At 70.3% G+C, this 17,142-nt stretch carries 13 protein-coding genes and 1 other RNA gene; 1 reads left to right on the top strand and 13 read right to left on the bottom strand.

The window, feature by feature from the left end:
* Window positions 1-3: 3 nt before the first annotated feature.
* The 10 genes from ftsW to rnpB all read right to left on the bottom strand — a co-directional run bounded on the left by ftsW (window position 4) and on the right by rnpB (window position 10,824).
* Window positions 4-1,179 carry a putative lipid II flippase FtsW gene (ftsW, locus tag GC203_RS11040; protein ID WP_293454234.1) on the bottom strand — a complete coding sequence of 392 codons (1,176 nt, stop codon included), beginning with the start codon at window positions 1,177-1,179 and terminating at the stop codon, window positions 4-6.
* Window positions 1,176-2,591: a UDP-N-acetylmuramoyl-L-alanine--D-glutamate ligase gene (murD, locus tag GC203_RS11035; protein ID WP_293454232.1), complete on the bottom strand. Its 1,416-nt coding sequence runs from the start codon at window positions 2,589-2,591 to the stop codon at window positions 1,176-1,178. The genes ftsW and murD overlap by 4 nt, the downstream gene beginning before the upstream one ends.
* Window positions 2,592-2,612: 21 nt before the next feature.
* Window positions 2,613-3,722, bottom strand: a complete 1,110-nt coding sequence (gene mraY, locus GC203_RS11030; RefSeq protein WP_293454230.1) for a phospho-N-acetylmuramoyl-pentapeptide-transferase — start codon at window positions 3,720-3,722, stop codon at window positions 2,613-2,615.
* Window positions 3,722-5,125, bottom strand: a complete 1,404-nt coding sequence (gene murF, locus GC203_RS11025; RefSeq protein WP_293454228.1) for a UDP-N-acetylmuramoyl-tripeptide--D-alanyl-D-alanine ligase — start codon at window positions 5,123-5,125, stop codon at window positions 3,722-3,724. Before murF ends, mraY begins: the two co-directional genes overlap by 1 nt.
* The gene (locus GC203_RS11020; RefSeq protein WP_293454226.1) at window positions 5,118-6,572 is read right to left on the bottom strand and encodes a UDP-N-acetylmuramoyl-L-alanyl-D-glutamate--2,6-diaminopimelate ligase; all 1,455 of its coding nucleotides are present in this window, start codon (window positions 6,570-6,572) and stop codon (window positions 5,118-5,120) included. Before GC203_RS11020 ends, murF begins: the two co-directional genes overlap by 8 nt.
* Window positions 6,569-8,329, bottom strand: coding sequence for a penicillin-binding protein 2 (locus tag GC203_RS11015; RefSeq protein ID WP_293454225.1), 1,761 nt, complete (start codon window positions 8,327-8,329; stop codon window positions 6,569-6,571). The genes GC203_RS11020 and GC203_RS11015 overlap by 4 nt, the downstream gene beginning before the upstream one ends.
* A complete protein-coding gene (locus GC203_RS11010; RefSeq protein ID WP_293454224.1) occupies window positions 8,326-8,766 on the bottom strand; it encodes a cell division protein in 441 nt (146 codons plus the stop codon). Before GC203_RS11010 ends, GC203_RS11015 begins: the two co-directional genes overlap by 4 nt.
* Window positions 8,763-9,704, bottom strand: coding sequence for a 16S rRNA (cytosine(1402)-N(4))-methyltransferase RsmH (rsmH, locus tag GC203_RS11005; protein ID WP_293454223.1), 942 nt, complete (start codon window positions 9,702-9,704; stop codon window positions 8,763-8,765). Before rsmH ends, GC203_RS11010 begins: the two co-directional genes overlap by 4 nt.
* A complete protein-coding gene (locus GC203_RS11000; protein ID WP_293454221.1) occupies window positions 9,701-10,168 on the bottom strand; it encodes a division/cell wall cluster transcriptional repressor MraZ in 468 nt (155 codons plus the stop codon). The genes rsmH and GC203_RS11000 overlap by 4 nt, the downstream gene beginning before the upstream one ends.
* Window positions 10,169-10,414: 246 nt before the next feature.
* An RNA gene (gene rnpB, locus GC203_RS10995) (RNase P RNA component class A) lies at window positions 10,415-10,824 on the bottom strand.
* Between the two features lie 83 nt (window positions 10,825-10,907).
* Here rnpB and GC203_RS10990 point away from each other — a divergent pair.
* A complete protein-coding gene (locus GC203_RS10990) occupies window positions 10,908-11,396 on the top strand; it encodes a helix-turn-helix domain-containing protein (RefSeq protein WP_293454219.1) in 489 nt (162 codons plus the stop codon).
* Between the two features lie 7 nt (window positions 11,397-11,403).
* Here the strand turns inward: GC203_RS10990 and GC203_RS10985 are convergent, their stop codons facing one another.
* From GC203_RS10985 to GC203_RS10975, 3 genes are all read right to left on the bottom strand, one after another.
* On the bottom strand, window positions 11,404-13,047 hold the full coding sequence (locus tag GC203_RS10985; protein WP_293454216.1) for a sulfatase-like hydrolase/transferase: 1,644 nt from the start codon (window positions 13,045-13,047) through the stop codon (window positions 11,404-11,406).
* Window positions 13,048-13,118: 71 nt separating this feature from the next.
* Window positions 13,119-14,819: a sulfatase-like hydrolase/transferase gene (locus GC203_RS10980; RefSeq protein WP_293454213.1), complete on the bottom strand. Its 1,701-nt coding sequence runs from the start codon at window positions 14,817-14,819 to the stop codon at window positions 13,119-13,121.
* An 86-nt stretch (window positions 14,820-14,905) separates the two neighbouring features.
* Window positions 14,906-17,137, bottom strand: coding sequence for a TonB-dependent receptor (locus tag GC203_RS10975; protein WP_293454210.1), 2,232 nt, complete (start codon window positions 17,135-17,137; stop codon window positions 14,906-14,908).
* Window positions 17,138-17,142: the final 5 nt, after the last annotated feature.

Genomic DNA, 17,142 nt, shown 5'->3' with positions numbered 1-17,142 from the left:
GCCCTAGGTGAACGCGCCGGCCTTGGCGAGGCCTTCCTTGGGCGCGTAGGCGCCCGGTCGGCGGCGGGTGAAGGCGAGCGCCAGCCCGAGCGTCAGCCCCATGGCCAGCATGGACGAGCCGCCGTACGAGATGAACGGCAGGGTCATTCCCTTGGTCGGGATCATGTTGAGATTCACCGCCACGTTGATGATCACCTGCTGGCCGACCAGCACGAACAGCGCCGCCGCCGCCACCTGCTCGAACGGGTCCGACAGCTTCATCGAGCGGTAGAGGCCGCGGATCACCACGAACGCGAACAGCGAGATCAGCAGCAGCGAGAAGATCAGCCCGTACTCCTCGGCGCCGACCGAATAGATGAAGTCGGTGTGCAGGTCGGGCACGTGGCGCTTCATCACCCCCTCCCCCGGCCCGCGGCCGAACAGCCCACCGGCGGCCTGGGCCACCGCGGCGGCGTCGACCTGGTGGGTGTCGGCCTTGTCGGGCGAGAAGAAGCGGTCGACCCGGCTGGCCACGTGAGGGAACAGGAAGTAGGTCGACGACAGCCCCGCGATCGCCGTCGCCCCCAGCAGCATCACCCACGACATCGGCACGCCCGCCATCCAGAACGCCGCGCCGAAGGCCACGGTGATCAGCACCGTCTGGCCGACGTCGGGCTGGATGAGCAGCAGGGCCACCGAGATCGCGTACAGCCCGAAGGCGATGGACACGCCGGGCACGCCCTCGCCCTTCTGTCCCTCGGCGAACATCCAGGCCACCAGGATCACCAGGGCCGGCTTCATGTATTCCGACGGCTGGAAGGTGAAGCCGCCGAACTCGATCCAGCGGTTGGCGCCCTTGGCCGTGTGGCCGATGGCCGGCAGCGCCGCCATCACCGCGATGGCGATGATCCAGATGATGAAGGCCGCGCGCCGGGCGCCCTTCACGTCGAGCATCGAGGTCATCACCACGATCACCGACGCGCCGACGGCGAACACGCACTGGCGCACGGCGAAGTGGAACGGGTCGCCGATGTTCATCCGCGCGGCCGCCGCCGGGCTGGCGGCGAACGACATCACCACCCCGATCCCGATGAGCAGCGCCACCACGCCGAGGATCCAGCGGTCGACGGTCCACCACCACACGCCCAGCGGCGAGCGGTCGGAGCGCGGGAAGGCGTGAGCCTGGGAGACGGTCGTCATGCGGTCCCCTTTGCCGCTTGTCCGGCGGCGATGGCCTGGACGGCGGCGCGGAAGGCCTCGCCCCGTTGTTCGAAATCGGCGAACTGGTCGAACGAGGCGCAGGCCGGCGAGAGCAGCACGACGGCTTCACCCCCCGCCGCCCTGGCGTCCTTGAAAGCCGCCGCCGCGGCCGCGGCGATCGTGCCGCACCGGCGGACGTCGGCCTTGCCCTTCAGGGTCGCGGCGAAGGCCGCTTCGGCCTCGCCGACGAGGTAGGCGCGGATCACGCGCGGGAAGAGGTCGTCGAGGTCCTCGATGCCGCCGGTCTTCGGCTGGCCGCCCGCGATCCAGTAGACCTTGGGATAGCTGGACAGCGCCTGGCGCGCGGCGTCGGCGTTGGTGGCCTTGGAGTCGTTGACGAAGCGGACCTTGCCGATCACGCCGACGGTCTCCATCCGGTGCGCCAGGCCCGGGAAGGTCAGCAGCGCCCGGGCCGCCTGCTCGGGCGCGATCCCCAGGCCGCGGGCCGCGGCGTAGGCGGCCGCGCCGTTCTGCCAGTTGTGCCGGCCGGGCAACGAACGCGCCCGCTTCAGGTCGCAGACCTCGGCCGCCCGTTCGCCGGTGGCGTCGTAGAGCAGGCCGTCCAGGGCGTAGACGCCGCGGCCGATCGCCTTGCTGGCCGAGACCGGAACGACCGTCCGCCGGTTCGCCGCCATGATCTCGGTGCAGATCTGCTGCCCCCATGCGTCGTCCACGCCGATGACCGCCGTGTCGCCCTTCCCCTGATTGAGCAGGATGCGCCGTTTGGCGGCGACATAACCCTCCATGTCGCCGTGCCGTTCCAAGTGGTCGGGCGAGATGTTCAGGAGAACGCTGACGTCGGCCTTCAGGCTGGCCGTCAGGTCGAGCTGGTAGGACGACAGCTCCAGCACGTAGACCGCGCCGCCGTGCATGTCGTCGAGGCCCAGCACGCCCAGGCCGATATTGCCGCCGATCCGCACGTCGCGTCCGGCCTCGGCGCAGATGTGGCCGATGAGGGCGGTGGTGGTGGACTTGCCGTTGGTGCCGGTGATGGCGACCACCTTGGGCCGCTTGTGCTCGGGCGCGGCGTTCACCGTGCGGGCGAACAGCTCGATGTCGCCCAGGATCTCGACGCCTTCGGCTTTCGCCTTCTCGACCGTCCAGTGGGGCTTGGGATGGGTGAGCGGCACGCCGGGCGACAGCATGATCGCGGCGAAGTCCGACCAGTCGGCGGTGGTCAGGTCGGTGAGCTTGAAGCCTTCCGCCTTGGCCGCCTCGCGCGCGGCCGGCTTGTCGTCCCAGAGCGCCACCTTGGCCTTGCCGGCCTGGAGCGCGCGCGCCGCCGCCAGGCCCGTGCGGGCCAGGCCGAAGACGGCCACCGTCCTGCCCTCAAAGCCGCGAACCGGGTTCATGACGCGGGACTCACGGGCCTCCTAGCGCAGCTTCAGGGTGGCGAGGCCCAGGAGGGCCAGCATGATCGAGACGATCCAGAAGCGGATCACGACGGTCGATTCCGACCAGCCCAGCTTCTCGAAGTGGTGGTGGATCGGGGCCATCAGGAAGATGCGGCGGCCCGTGCGCTTGAACCACGCCACCTGGATCACGACCGACAGCAGCTCGGCCACGAACAGGCCGCCCACGATGCCCAGCACGATCTCGTGCCGCGTGGAGACGGCCACGGCGCCCAGCCCGCCGCCCAGCGCCAGCGCGCCGGTGTCGCCCATGAAGATCTTGGCCGGCGGGGCGTTGTACCAGAGGAAGCCCAGGCCGGCGCCGATCATCGCCCCCGTGTAGACCGCCACCTCGCCCACGCCGGGCACGAAGTGGAGTTGCAGGTAGTTTGCGAAGACGTAGTTGCCGACCAGGTAGGCGATCACGCCGTAGACGATGGCCGCGATCATCACCGGCACGGTCGCCAGGCCGTCGAGGCCGTCGGTGAAGTTCACCGCATTGGCCGCGCCCACGATGATGAAGGCGCCGAACAGGAGGTAGCCCCACGACAGGTCCACGACCACCGCCTTGAACACGGGGAAGGTCACCGAGGTGAGGAGCTCAGGGCTCTCCGGCGGCTTGGCGGCGAAGAGGATGATCAGGGCGATCGCCGCCATGGCGATCAGGGTCTCCATGACCAGCCGCATCCGGCCCGAGACGCCCGCGGTGCTCTGCTTTGTGACCTTGGCGTAGTCGTCCAGGAATCCCAGCAGGCCGTAGCCCGCGGTGACCAGCAACACGGCCCAGACATAGACGTTCGACAGGTCGGCCCACAGCAGCGTGCCTGCGAACAGGCCGGCCAGGATCATCACGCCGCCCATGGTGGGCGTGCCGGCCTTCTCCAGGACGTGCCGCTCGATCCCCTCGGCGCGGATCGGCTGGCCCTTGCCCTGCTTGGCCTTCATCCAGCGGATGAAGCGCGAGCCCATGGCCACGACCACGAACTGCGCCGTGATGATCGCCAGCCCGGTCCGCACCGTCTGGTACTTCAACAGGTTCAGGATCGGCACATAGCCGGACGAGGCGAAGGTGATGTAGAGCCAGTAGAACATCAGCGCGCGCCTTCGAGGCCCTCCGCGGACGAGGCGAGCGCGGCCAGCGCCTGGGCCACCGCCCCGGCCTTCGACCCGTTCGACCCCTTGACCATCACCACGTCGCCGGCCTCGACGGACCGTGCGACCTGCGGCGCGAGCTCCGCCGCCGTTTCGGCGTAGCCGCCGCGGCGAGTCGGCGGAAGGGCGTCCCAGAGCGATTTCATCAGGGGTCCCGCGCAGAAGGCGAGGTCGATCGACGCAGCCTCGATGGAGGCGGCCAGTCCGGCGTGAAACGCCGGAGCCTCGGGCCCCAGTTCCAGCATGTCGGTCAGCGCCACGAGGCGCCGCCCCGCGACCCGGCGCGCGCCCAGCGTGGCGATCGCCGAGGCCATGGAGACCGGGTTGGCGTTGTAGCTCTCGTCGATCAGCGTGAACGCCCCGCCGGCGACGGGAACGACAGACTCCGCGCCGCGCCCGGCCAGGGGCTCGAACGCGCCGAGGGCCGCCAGCCCGTCGGAAAGGCCGACGTCCAGCGCCTCCAGCATCAGCAGCACGGCCATGCTGTTCAGGCCCCAGTGGAGGCCCGTCTGCAGGATGGGGAAGTCCAATGCCTTGCCATGCAGCCGCGCCTGCACCACCGCGCGGCCGTCGGCGGCCTGGAAGTCGATGAGGCGGGCGTCGCAGCCGTCCGTCGACCCGAAGGTGCGGACCACCGCCCCCGCCTTCTCCGCGGCGTCCCGCAGCAGGTCGAACCAGCGGTTGTCGGCGTTGAGCACGGCCACCCCGCCCGGCTCCAGGCCCTCGAGGACCTCGGCCTTGGCCCGCGCCACCCCGGCCTCGCCGTCCGGGAAGTTCTCGGTGTGCACCGGGCCCACGGTGGTGACGACCGCGGCGTGCGGGCGGACCATGCGGGTCAGCGGCCGGATCTCGTCGGCGTGGTTCATGCCGATCTCGAACACCGCGCGCTCGGTGTCGCGCGGCATGCGCGCCAGGGTGAGCGGCACGCCGATGTGGTTGTTGTAGGACTTGACCGACGCGTGCGCCCGGCCGGCCAGCGCGAGCCCCGCCATGATCGCCTGGGTGACGCTGGTCTTGCCGACCGAGCCGGTCACCGCGCCGCGCATGGCCTGCGGCGCCCGATCGCGCGCGGCGATCCCGAGCTGCTCCAACGCGATCTGGGTGTCGGCCACCCTCACCGAAGGCCCCGGGACCGCGCGGGAGACCAGCGCGCCGGCCGCGCCCCTGGCCATGGCCGCCTCGACGAACTCGTGGCCGTCGCGCACGCCCGCCAGCGCCACGAACAGGTCTCCCGGCTCCAGCGTGCGCGTGTCGATCGAGACCCCGGTCGCGGAGAAGGCCCCGCCAACCGTCCCGCCCGTCGCCTTCGCCATCTCCTCGGACGTCCAGAGCGGGTCAGCCATGCACCAGCTCCAGCGCCTGGGCGGTCTCGGCGACGTCGTCGAACGGGTGGACCACGTCGCCCACGATCTGGCCCTGCTCGTGGCCCTTGCCGGCCACCACCAGGATGTCGCCGTCCTTGAGCATGGCGGCGGCGGCGCGGATCGCCTCGCGGCGGTCGCCGACCTCCTTCGCGCCCGCCGCCCCGGCCAGCACGTCCGCGCGGATCGCCGCCGGCGCCTCCGAGCGCGGGTTGTCGTCGGTGACGATGGCCACGTCGGCCAGCTCGGCGGCCACCCGGCCCATCAGCGGGCGCTTGCCGCGGTCGCGGTCGCCGCCGGCGCCGAACACCACGATCAGCTTGCCGCGGACATGCGGGCGCAGCGCCTTGAGCACCGTCTCCAGCCCGTCCGGCGTGTGGGCGTAGTCCACATAGGCCTCGCCGCCATGCGACCCCGCGCCGACCCGTTGCAGCCTTCCGGGCGCGCCGGTCAACTGCTCCAGGCCGGCGAAGGTCTCCTCGAAACTCAGTCCCGCGGCCCGGCAAAGCCCCGCCGCCACCAGCGCGTTGGAGGCCTGGAACGCGCCGACCAGCGGCAGGCGCACGTCCCACACGCGGCCCTCGGCGCGGATCGACAGGCGCTGGCCCTCGGGCGTCGGCGCCCGCTCCAGCAGCTTCAGCGCCTGGCCCGTCTCGCCGACGCTCATCACCCGCTGGCCCGAAACCACCGAGGCGGCCGCGAAGAACGGGAAGGCCTCGGAATCGGCGTTCAGCACCGCCGTCGCGCCCCGCGGCATGAGTTGCTCGAACAGGCGCAGCTTGGCCTTCAGATAGGCGTCCATGGTGCGGTGGTAGTCGAGGTGGTCCTGGGTCAGGTTCAGGAACCCGGCCGCCGCCAGCCGCACGCCGTCGAGGCGCCGCTGGTCGATGCCGTGGGAGCTGGCCTCCATGGCGAAATGCGTCACGCCGAGCTGGGAGATCCGGCAGAGCAGCTCAGCCACATCACCTGCGTCGGGTGTGGTCAGGCCAGGCGGCGTGAGCTGCTCCACCGTACCGTCCGGCCGCGAGACGGTCAGACCCAGTGTGCCCATGCTGGCCGAAACCTGGCCGGCGCGGGCGAATATCTGTCGGCAGAAATTGGCCACCGACGTCTTGCCGTTGGTGCCGGTGACCGCCACGCAGGTCTGCGGCTGGCGGCCCCAGAAGTTGGCGGCGGCGAGCGCGTAGCCCCGGCGCGGATCGCGGCAGATCACCGTGGGAACCGAGAGGTTCAGGTCCTGCTCGGCGATGACGGCGGCGGCCCCGGCCTCCACCGCCTTGGCCGCGAAGGCCGCGCCATCCGCCTTCGAGCCGGGCAGCGCCGCGAACAGGAAGCCCGGCTTCACCTTACGGCTGTCCGCGGTGACGCCGGTGATCTCGGGATCGGCGCCGACGTCGCGCTTCACGATGCGGGAGAGGCGCGCGCTCATCGGTCTGCGCCCGCGGCGGCTTCGTCTTCGGGCGGCTGCTCGACGGGAACGACCTGCGCCACGCCCGCGGGCTGGCGGCGCACGCCGACGAACGGCGCGATGCGCTCGATCACCCGGCCCACCGCCGGCGCCGCGGCGATGCCGCCGGTCGGGTCGACGCCCAGATGGCCGCGCCCCGGCTCGTCCATGAGCACCAGCACGAAATAGCGCCGCGTGTTCAGGTCGCCCGTGGTCGGGAAGACGGCGGCGAAGGAGGAGACCTGCTTGGTCGTCGAGTAGCGCCGGGCGGCCGGGTCCCACTTGTCGCCGGTCCCGGTCTTGCCGCCGACGTAGAGCCCTTCGATGTTGGCCGACCTGCCGCTGCCGCCCGTGACGTTGGCGCGCATGATCGAAAGCATCTGCAGCGAGGTCTTCTCGGAAACCACGCGCGGACCTTTGACCTTGGCCCCCGCCGGCAGCTTGTGGACGGTGAGCGGCAGGAGTTCGCCGCCGTTCAGCAGCGACAGATAGGCCCGCGTCAGCGCCAGCGGCGTCACGTTGATCCCGTGGCCGAACGACACCGAGGCGATGGCGTCCTCGTCCCACTTGCGCGGCGTCAGCGGCCGGGCGCTCTCGATCAGTTCGATCTTTGCCGGGCTGGTGAGGCCCAGGCGGTCGAAGTACTGGCCCATGCGTTCGGGCCCGACCCGCTCGGCCAGGCGCGCGGTGCCGATGTTGGACGAGTGCTGGAACACCTCCACCAGGTTCAGCACCGCATGCGTGGCGTGGTAGTCGGTGATCGTCCGATAGCCCAGCTTCAGCGGCGTGGTGGCGTCGAAGGTGCTCTCGGGCGTGGCGACGCCCGTGTCGAGCCCGATGGCCACTGTGAAGGCCTTGAACGTCGAGCCCATCTCGAACACCGAGGCCGCCGCCCGGTCCAAGCGCTGTTCGTTGCTCGCCCGGCCGGCTTCGTTCGGGTTGAACGTCGGCCAACTGGTCATGCCCAGGATCTCGCCGGTGTGGACGTCGGCCACGACCCCCACGGCGCCCTTCGGCCGGAACTCGGCCACCGCCTTCCACAGCTCGTCCTCGAGCGCGCCCTGGATGCGCAGGTCGATCGAGAGCGGGACCGGGTCCGGGCCCTGGGCCGCCTCGCGGATATCGTCGTTGAACGCGGCCTCGACGCCGGCCAGGCCTTCGCCGCCGGTGTCGGAGAAGCCGATCAGGTGCGCCGCGGTCGGGCCCAGCGGGTAGATCCGGCGCTTCTCGGGCTCGAAGGTCACGCCGGGCAGGCCCAGCCCGTTGACGCCGTTGCGCTCGTCCGGCGTCAGGGCGCCGATCACGAATACGCGGCGATGCCCGCGCAGGGCCCGCTCCAGCCGCTCGGGATCCAGCGCCGGCAGCGCGGCCAGCAGGCGCCGCCGGGTCTCGCCCGTGTCCCAGATCTCGCGCGGGTCGATGTAGAGCCCGTAGTGCAGCAGGTCGGCGGCCAGCAGCCGGCCGTTGCGGTCGACGAGGTCGGCGCGCGCCGCGCCCTGGGGCGGCGCCATGCCGACCGCGCGCGCGTCCGAGAACAGCGCCGAGCGGGTCGCGCCGGCGGCCAGGCTGAGGAAGCCCAGGGCGAACAGCACCAGCACGAAGAAGATCCGCAGGCGGGTGTCGTCCTCGACCTTGCCCGAGGCCCGGGCGCGTTCGAAGGCGTGCTCCAGGCCCCAGACCCGCTCTCCCAGCCATCGGGGCAGGCTGGAACGGCCGAACGCATGTTGCCCGAGGCTCATGGCCGGGCCTCGGCAAGCTGGACGGGCGCGGCCTCGGACGGCGGCGCCGGCGGCACGCCGGGAACCACGCCTTCGCCGTTGACCAGGGCCGCCACCGCCGACGGCGCCTTGGACTTGGGCGCGGGACCACCCGTCGCGAGCCGGGGCAGCTCGTCCACCGTGGCCTCGCGGCTGGCCGGCACCGGGGCCATGTTCAGGTAGACGGTCGACAGGCGCTCGATGCGGCCGGGCTGCTCCAGGTGGGCCACCTCGGCCTGCAGCAGGCGGATGCGCGCCTGCTCGCCGTGGATCTGGCGCTCGACCGTGGCGATCTCGGCGCGCTCGCGCCCGGCGACGGTCTTGGCCAGGTAGACGCCCACGATGATCGCCACCAGCAGGCCGACGCCGATCAGGTCCACCAGGCGGAAGCCCCGCACCTTGCGCGACAGCACGCTCATGCCGCCGCCTTCCACGCTGCGGCTTCGGTGCGCACGGCCGCGCGCAGCTTCGCCGACCGGGCGCGGGGGTTGGCCTTCACCTCGGCCTCGGACGGGCCCTGGGCGCCGTTGAACAGCAGGCGGAAGCTCGGCGGGGCGACGGCCTCGACCGGCGGGGCGTGGCGCGATCCGGCCGGCGTGCGCCCCGCGCGGACGGCCAGGAAGCTCTTCACGATCCGGTCTTCCAGCGAATGGAAGGTCACGACGCACAGGCGGCCGCCCGCCTTCAGCGTGCGCTCGGCGGCCACGAGGCCGGCCTCCAGCTCGCCCAGCTCGTCGTTCACCGCGATCCTGAGGCCTTGGAACGTGCGCGTGGCGGGGTGGATCTTGGCGCCGCGCCGCCCGCCCAGCGCCTGCTCGACGAACTCGGCGAGCTCCAGCGTGCGGGTGAAGGGTTGCTCGGCCCGGCGGCGCACGATGGCGCGGGCGATCCGGCGGCTCTCCCGCTCCTCGCCGTAGACGAAGATGATCCGCGCCAGCTCGTCCTGATCGGCGGTGTTCACGAGATCGGCCGCCGTCGGCCCGTCCCCGCCCATGCGCATGTCGAGCGGGCCGTCCTGCATGAACGAGAAGCCGCGTTCGGCTTCGTCGATCTGCATGGAGGAGACTCCCAGGTCGAGGGCTACGCCGTCGGCGCAGCCCTCGCCAAGGACCGCGTCCATTTCCGAGAATCGCGCTTCCACAAGGCGGAAGCGGTCGACCGGAAATCCCGCGGCGAAGCGACGGACCGTAGGGTCGCGGTCGAACGCCACGACCTTCGCACCCGTCGCCAGGATCGCGCGGGAGTAGCCTCCCGCGCCGAAAGTGCCATCGATGACCAGATCGCCCGGCCCGCAGGCCAGGTTCTCGATCACCTCGTCGAGTAGGACTGAGATATGCGGATTCGCCGGCGCGTTCATGCCCGGCCTCCGAGGCGGGCGGCCCGCTGCTGGGCGCGCATCTCGGCCAGGCCCTGGCGGGCGCGCTCGCGGTCGGCGGCGCGCTGGGCCCGGTAGGCGTCGCGCTCCCAGATCTCGAAACGGTCGCGCAGGCCGACCACCGCCACCCAGTCGGTCAGGCCGTAAAGCTCGCAGAGATTCTCCGGCAGGGTGATGCGGCCGGCGGTGTCGAACGACAGCTTCTGCATCTCGCCGAAGACGTTGCGCTCGATGGAGTCGCGCAGCTCGTCGCCGAACTCCAGCTCATCGGCCATGGCGCCATAGCGGTCGAACAGCGCCTGGCCGCCGCCCTCGATGCAGTCGGATCGGATGGAGGGAAAGACGAAGACACCGTCGACGGGGCCCGAGAGCGCGGCGCGGTAGTCCTGCGGCACGACGATGCGCCGCTTCGCGTCCAGCTGCTTCTCAAAGGTCGAGAGGAACATCCTCGGCCCGAACCCCCTGTATCGCCGCCCCCGCCTGCCAGCGCCCCGACCCGCTGCTTCGGGCGACGAATGGAAATTGGGTTAACATGGGACTAGGTGGGTTTCAATGACACTTAATGACCTTGGCTGGGAAAAACTTGGGAGATTTCGTCACACCTCTAGGGTGGCAAGTCGTTATCCACAGAACATACTCAGAACTAATGGTTAACGCGGCCGGCGCTACAGTTACGGCGGTTCCGGGATGGGGAGATCAGACGGCCTGTAAGCCGGGTTCTGTGCCGCCTCCCGAAGGAGACGCGGCGGTCATTCCTCTGGACCGACCGTTGCCGGCCGGTTCTCGCGACCTACCCGGAGCCCTCGGGCCGGCGACGGCCCTACCCGCCAGTATCCTTGGAAGGACTTGGCCGGCGCGGGATCCCTATTCGGTCTTGCTCCTGGCGGGGCTTGCCATGCGACCCCTGTCACCAGCGGCCCGGTGCGCTCTTACCGCACCCTTTCACCCTTACCCCGGACGGATCCGGGGCGGTCTGCTCTCTGTGGCGCTATCCCTGGGGTCACCCCCGGTGGGCGTTACCCACCGCCATGTCGTCGTGGAGCCCGGACTTTCCTCGAGCCCGCCGGACGAACCGGGGGCCCGCGACCGCCCGGCCGTCTGATCCGCGCGGAAGGTGGTCGCAGCGGCGCGGCGGGTCAAGCGCCCGCGCTGGCCTTCGATTGGGAACGCTCGCAGAATGCCGCGATGCAGCACCAGCCCGCCCTGATGATCCGGCTCTCGGGCCTCCTGTTCTGGTTCGACGAGTCCCTGCAGTCGAGCCTGGCGAAAGCCGGCTACGTGCCGGTGACCCGCACCCAGTCGATGTTCCTGCTGTGCCTCGCGGCGGGCGAGAACCGGCCGTCCCGCATCGCCTCCCTGCTGGGGGTCAGCCGCCAGGCGGTCAGCCACATCATCACCGACCTGACCCGCCGGGGGCTCATCAGCTTGGCGGTCGATCCGAACGACGCGCGGGCGCGCATCGTGGAATACCGCTACGACGCCCAGGACCTGCGGCGCGCGGCGATCAAGGTCACGTCCGAACTGGAGGCCCTGCTGGAGCGGCGGATCGGATCGGACGCCTTCCGCAGCCTGCGCGCCGGCCTCACGCCGGAGTGGGGCGAGGCCGCCCTGGTGGAAGCGCCGCCGCCCCCCGCCACGGCCGAGCCGAAGCCGCGCCGGGCCAAGCGCGCCTGACGGCGGCTCAGCCGAGCGTGTTGTAGATCGAGGTCGGCCCCGGATATTCGCTGCCGTCGTCGCGCCCCACCTCGCGCGCGATGAGGTCCGTCACCATCCCGTTCAGCCGCAGCACGTTCTCGCGCTGGTCGGCCGCGTAGGCGAGGTTGGCCAGCTCGCCCGGGTCGGCCTCGGTGTCGTAGAGTTCCAGGTCGTTGTGGGCGACCAGCATGTCCCAGTCCCAGGGCGTGTGGTGCTCGGCCGGCGCGAAATAGCGGGCGAACTTCCAGCGGCCGTCGTGGACGCCGCGATGCAGCCGGCGCTTCGACAGGTCGTACATCTTGTCGAACTCGAACGCCTCACCGGCCCCGGGCCGCCGCGCCCCGAAGCGCATCTCCCACATGTAGGCGACGGCGTAGTTGAACAGATGGCCGCGCCGATCGCGCTCGGTCGGCGCCGAGGGGTCGGCCAGCAGGCCGCTGACGTCCACGCCGGGCAGGCCCGGGAAGTCCGCCTCGATCTCGGCCGGCGTCATGCCGGTCAGGCTCATCAGCGTGGGCGCGAGGTCGATCGCGCTCATCAGCCGCTGGGTGCTCCGTCCGCCCGGGAAGTCGGGGTGGACGATGATCATCGGGACGTTCACTTCCTCGCGGTACATGGTCCCGGCCTTCTGGCGCAGGCCGTGCGCCGAGGCGCGCTCGCCGTGGTCGGAGGTGTAGACGATGATGGTGTCGTCCATCTGGCCGCTTTCCTTGAGCGCCCAAAGCACCTGCTCCACCCGGCGATCCACGTCGCGCAGGCAGTTGTAGTAGTAGTTGTTGAAGCGCCGCCACGAGGCCTCGTCGCTGCGCGGCATCGGGCCGTAGAACAGGTCGTTGAACCTCGCGATCCCGGTGTGCGCCTCAGGCTTGGCGCTCAGGTCGTCCTTGTAGAAGCTCTCGGGCAGGTCGAACCCGTTGTCGGTCTCGTAGATCGGGTCGCCCGGCTCGCGCCGCAGCGGAGCCAGCAGGTTCGGGTGCGGCCGTTGCTGCGACTGCTTGCCCGTCGCGTCGTAGAACATGATGTCGTGCGGGTTCAGCAGGCCCACCACCTGGAACCAGGGCTTGCCGCCGGCCTTGTCGAGCCGGGCGTAGTCGAAGAGGGCGCGGGCGGCGTCGGCGGCGACGAACAGGTCCGAGCGGTAGCCGTCCCAGGTCAGCCCCACCGCCTCGCCGTCGAAGCCGTAGTCGTGGAACCCGTACTTTTCCATCGCCGCTTCGGTGGCCGGGTAGATCCCCCCGGGCACCTGGTTCCAGTTGCGCTCGCGGTTGATCTGCGAGAGGTGCCACTTGCCCTTGTAGCTGGTGTAGTAGCCCGCCGCCTGGAGCATGTGGCCCAGCGTCGGCATGTCGGTGGCGGCCACCGGATTGGGCGGCGTGTCCGAGTTCAGGTAGACGCCGGTCCGCTGGGTGTGGTGACCGGAGAAGATGGTGGAGCGCGACGGGCTGCAGGGCGTGGTCTGCACGTGGTAGTTCTCGATCAGCAGCCCCCGCTCCAGCAGCTCGCGATGGGCCGGCAGCTTCTCCAGCAGGCCCTTTGGCCAGCTCGCTAGGCTCTGCTCCTGGTCGGTGATGATCATCAGCACGTTCAGCTTGCGGCCGCTCGCGGCGCGCCGATCGGCGTTCGAGGACACGAGGACTCCCTTTCAGGTTTGCGCGGCGCCCCGCGGCCGACCCGCCTGGGGGCGGGTGTCCAGGGCGGCGCTCAGCCGAGCGTGTTGTAGATCGAGGTCGGCCCCGGATATTCGCTGCCGTCGTCGCGACCGATCTCGCGCGCGATGAGGTCGGTCACCATCGCGTTCAGCCGCAGCACGTTCTTCCGCTGCGCCGGGTCGTAGGCGAGGTTGGTGATCTCGTGCGGATCGGCCTGGGTGTCGTAGAGCTCCAGGTCGTTGAGGCGGTTCAGCGTCTCCCAGTCCTTGGGCGTGTGGTGCTGGGCGGGCGCGAAATACCGCGCGAACTTCCAGCGGCCGTCGTGCACGCCGCGATGCAGCCGGCGCTTCGACAGGTCGTAGATCTTGTCGTAGTCGAGCGCGCCCTGGGTGGTGTTGGGCCGTCCGCCCTTCCGCGGCTCCCACATGTAGGCGACCGCATAGTCGAACAGGTGGCCCCGCCGGTCGCGCTCGGTGGGCGCCGAGGCGTCGGCCAGCAGCCCGCCCACGTCGACGCCCGGCAGGCCCGGAAAGCGCTCCGCCGCCTGGGCCGGCGTCATGCCCGCCAGCCCCATCAGCGTGGGGGCCAGGTCGATCGCGCTCATCAGGCGCTGGGTGCGCCGTCCGCCCGGGAAATCCGGATGGACGATGATCATCGGGACGTTGACCTCCTCGCGGTACATGGTCCCGGCCTTCTGCCGCATGCCGTGGGCCGCGGCGCGTTCGCCGTGGTCGGTGGTGTAGACGATGATGGTGTTGTCCATCTGGCCGCTCGCCTTGAGCGCCCAGAGGATCTGGCCCAGCCGGCGATCCACGTCGCGCAGGCAGTTGTAGTAGTAGTTGATGAACCGATGCCACGACGCCTCGTCGCTGTGGGGGATCGGGCCGTAGAACAGGTCGTTCAGCCGCACGATGGCGCGGTGCGCCTCGGGCTTGGTGCTCAGGTCGTCCTTGTAGAAGCTCTCCGGCAGGTCGAACCCGTTGTCGACCTCGTAGATCGGGTCGCCGGGTTCACGGCGCAGCGGGCCCAGGATGTTCGGGTCGGGCCGGCCCTCCGCCTGGTGGCCGGTGGCGTCGTAGAACATGATGTCGTGCGGGTTCACCAGGCCGACCACCTGGAACCAGGGCTTGCCGCCGGCCTTGTCGCGCCGCGCATAGTCGAACAGGGCGCGCGAGGCGTCGGCGGCCACGAACAGGTCCGAGCGATAGCCGTCCCACGTCAGGCCCACCGACTCCCCGTCGAAGCCGTAGTCGTGGAAGCCGTACTTCTCCATGGCGTTTTCGGTGGTGGGATAAATCCCGCCCGGCACCTGGTTCCAGTTCCGCTCCTTGTTGATCTGGGAGAGGTGCCACTTGCCCTTGTAGCTGGTGTAGTAGCCCGCCGCCTGGAGCATGTGGCCCAGCGTCGGCATGTCGTCGGCCGGCACGGGATTGGGCGGGGTGTCGGTGTTGAGGTAGACGCCGGTCTGCTGGGTGTGGTGGCCGGAGAAGATCGTCGAGCGCGACGGGCTGCAGGGCGTCGTCTGCACGTGGTAGTTCTCGATCAGCAGCCCCCGCTCCAGCAGCTCGCGGTGGTGGGGCAGCTTCTCCAGCAGGCCCGTGGGCCAGCTCGCCGGGCTCTGCTCCTGATCGGTGATGATCATCAGCACGTTCAGCCGGCGGCCGTCCGCGGCGCGGGCCGAGCCCTGCAGTCCGGCCGCCGCCATGGCGCCCATCCCACCCACGAAGACGCGGCGATCGACGGTCCAGGACATGACTACTCCTTCCTCGGCGCGGCCATTCCAGGCGGCCGCGCCGGAGACGCTTACGGAAATGCTGAACGGCGCGGGCGGGCCGGCGCTCAGTAGCGGACGGTGAAGTCGACGCCGAACTCGCGCGGCGCCTGGTAGAACTGTTGGATCGGCGTGGCCCCGGCCGAGATCGCGCCGGAGATGACCTTCTGGTTGGTGAGGTTGCGGCCGTAGACCGACACGGCCCAGCGCTCGTCCGGCGAGGTCAGCGAGACGTTGCCGTTCAGCAGCAGCACCCGGGCGCGGTAGTAGGCCGGGTCGTTGTTGCGGCCCCAGGTGTTGTAGCGGCTGGTGTAGCGCGCATCCCCATGCAGGCCGACGGTCCCGAACGGCGCGTCGATCTTGTAGTCGCCGCTCAGGCTGGCGCTGTATTTCGGCGCGTTGGAGAGGTCGAGGTTGGTGGAGTCCACCGGCACCGCGAACGTGCCCGTCGGGTTCCCGTTCAGCAGGACGGGCACGGCGTTTCCGCATTGGCGCGGCTCGGCCGCGCCATTGGTGAACACCCCGTCGGTGTCGGCGCAGAAGTCAGTGTACTTCGCATAGAGGCGCGCGAAGTTGGCCGTCAGGGTGAAGGCCCGGGTCGGCCGATAGGTGGCCTCCAGCTCCAGCCCATAGGTCTCGGCCGCCGCGATGTTGACGGTGACGTTCTCCGCCCGCACCGCGCCCTGCCGCGTGACCGCGCTCTGCAGGTCGTGGAAGCGGTTCAGGAAGATGGCCGCGTTGAACCGCAGCGTCCGGTCGAACATGTCGGTCTTGGCGCCGACCTCGTAGGCGGTGACCGTCTCGGGATCGTAGGGGCCGACGTTCTCCGGCACGGTGCCGCGCGAGTTGTAGCCGCCGGCCTTGTAGCCCTTGGAGAAGGTCGCGTAGGCCATCGCCTCGGGCGAGAAGCGGTACTGCGCGGTCAGCCGCGGGGTGAACTCGCTCCAGTCTTTCTTGAACGCGCCCTGGAACGACGAGGCCGCCACGAACACGCCGTTGCTCGTGACCCGCGTGTTGATGTCGTAGTTCTTCTTGTCCTTGGAATAGCGGCCGCCGGCCGAGACGGTCAGGGCGTCCGAGAGGTGGATGTTGGCGAGCGCGAAGGCGGCGTAGCTGTCCGTCGACTGCTTGAGGAACGCCAGGCTCGTCACCGTCGGCGTGGACAGGACCGTGTTGTCCTGGCTCCAGTCGTCCGACTGCAGGTAGACGCCGATCACATAGTCGATCATGTGGCCCGACGGCGAGACGAAGCGGACCTCGGCGCTCTTGGAATGGCCCGAGAAGTCCCGCGTCACGTCCAGTCCGGGAACCGGCGTGATCAGCCCGTCGAAGTCGCCGCGGGTCAGGTAGTTCACGTGGCGATAGCCGAGCACCGCGGTGATCTGGCCGCCGGCGGCGTCGACGCTCGTCGTCCAGGACCCTCCGTACGAGCGGGTCGCGGCGAAGGGATTGAACGGGACGGCCGCCTTGCGGATGTCGGTCTTCACGATGTCGGGCAGCAGCTTGTAGGCGGCGCTTCCGTTGTCGATCACGTGCGGCGCCGGGCCGTTGGTCTTCTCCTTCAGCCAGTCCACGACCAGCACGCTCGACACCGCGTCCGAGGGGCGGAAGTCGATGGCGCCGCGGTACGACTGCACGTCGTCGGTGTTCAGGTCGGCGCCGGTGATGACGTTGGTGCTGTAGCCGTCATAGGTGCGCGCGTTGATCGCCAGCTTGGCCGCCAGCATGCCGTCGGCGAACCGGCCGGTGTTCACCTTGCCGCGGAACTGGCGAAGGCCGTTCGACCCCACCGTGGCCCGCGCCTCGACCCCGAAGTCGTCGGTGGGGCGCGCGGTGGTGATGTTGATCGTGCCGGCGAGGTTGTTCTTGCCGAACAGCACGCCCTGCGGCCCCTTCAGCACCTCGACCTGATCGATGTCGAACAGGTCCAGCATCGTGCTCGACACGAACGGCACATAGACGCCGTCGATGATCGTGCTGATCTTCGGGTCGGCGTTGGGGTCGGGGTCGCTGCTGCTCATCCCGCGGATCGACACCATCGGCACGTTGGCCACGAGGCCCTCGGTCTGCAGCACCACGTTGGGCGCCAGGCCGTTCAGGCCGGTGATGTTGCTGACGCCCGCCGCCTCCACGGCGCTGGCGGTGAAGGCCGCCACGGCGATCGGCACGTCCTGGACGCTTTCCGACCGCCGCTGGGCGGTCACGATGACCTCCTGGACGGCGGCGCCATCGTCCGCGCCGGAAGCCGTCTGGGCGAAAGCCGGCGTCGCCAGCACGGCCGCCAGTGCCGAACCGAGCAACGCGC

Origin of the sequence: Phenylobacterium sp. (assembly GCF_016124325.1) — a bacterium.
In the GTDB taxonomy this organism is placed as follows: domain Bacteria; phylum Pseudomonadota; class Alphaproteobacteria; order Caulobacterales; family Caulobacteraceae; genus Phenylobacterium.
Note: the sequence above shows the minus strand (reverse complement) of the source record. Positions and strands in the feature narration are given on the sequence as shown.

Coding starts and splice junctions, on each gene's coding strand:
- ftsW (WP_293454234.1), bottom strand. CDS start 1,179: ATGACGACCGTCTCCCAGGCTCACGCCTTCCCGCGCTCCGACCGCTCG.
- murD (WP_293454232.1), bottom strand. CDS start 2,591: ATGAACCCGGTTCGCGGCTTTGAGGGCAGGACGGTGGCCGTCTTCGGC.
- mraY (WP_293454230.1), bottom strand. CDS start 3,722: ATGTTCTACTGGCTCTACATCACCTTCGCCTCGTCCGGCTATGTGCCG.
- murF (WP_293454228.1), bottom strand. CDS start 5,125: ATGGCTGACCCGCTCTGGACGTCCGAGGAGATGGCGAAGGCGACGGGC.
- GC203_RS11020 (WP_293454226.1), bottom strand. CDS start 6,572: ATGAGCGCGCGCCTCTCCCGCATCGTGAAGCGCGACGTCGGCGCCGAT.
- GC203_RS11015 (WP_293454225.1), bottom strand. CDS start 8,329: ATGAGCCTCGGGCAACATGCGTTCGGCCGTTCCAGCCTGCCCCGATGG.
- GC203_RS11010 (WP_293454224.1), bottom strand. CDS start 8,766: ATGAGCGTGCTGTCGCGCAAGGTGCGGGGCTTCCGCCTGGTGGACCTG.
- rsmH (WP_293454223.1), bottom strand. CDS start 9,704: ATGAACGCGCCGGCGAATCCGCATATCTCAGTCCTACTCGACGAGGTG.
- GC203_RS11000 (WP_293454221.1), bottom strand. CDS start 10,168: ATGTTCCTCTCGACCTTTGAGAAGCAGCTGGACGCGAAGCGGCGCATC.
- GC203_RS10990 (WP_293454219.1), top strand. CDS start 10,908: ATGCAGCACCAGCCCGCCCTGATGATCCGGCTCTCGGGCCTCCTGTTC.
- GC203_RS10980 (WP_293454213.1), bottom strand. CDS start 14,819: ATGTCCTGGACCGTCGATCGCCGCGTCTTCGTGGGTGGGATGGGCGCC.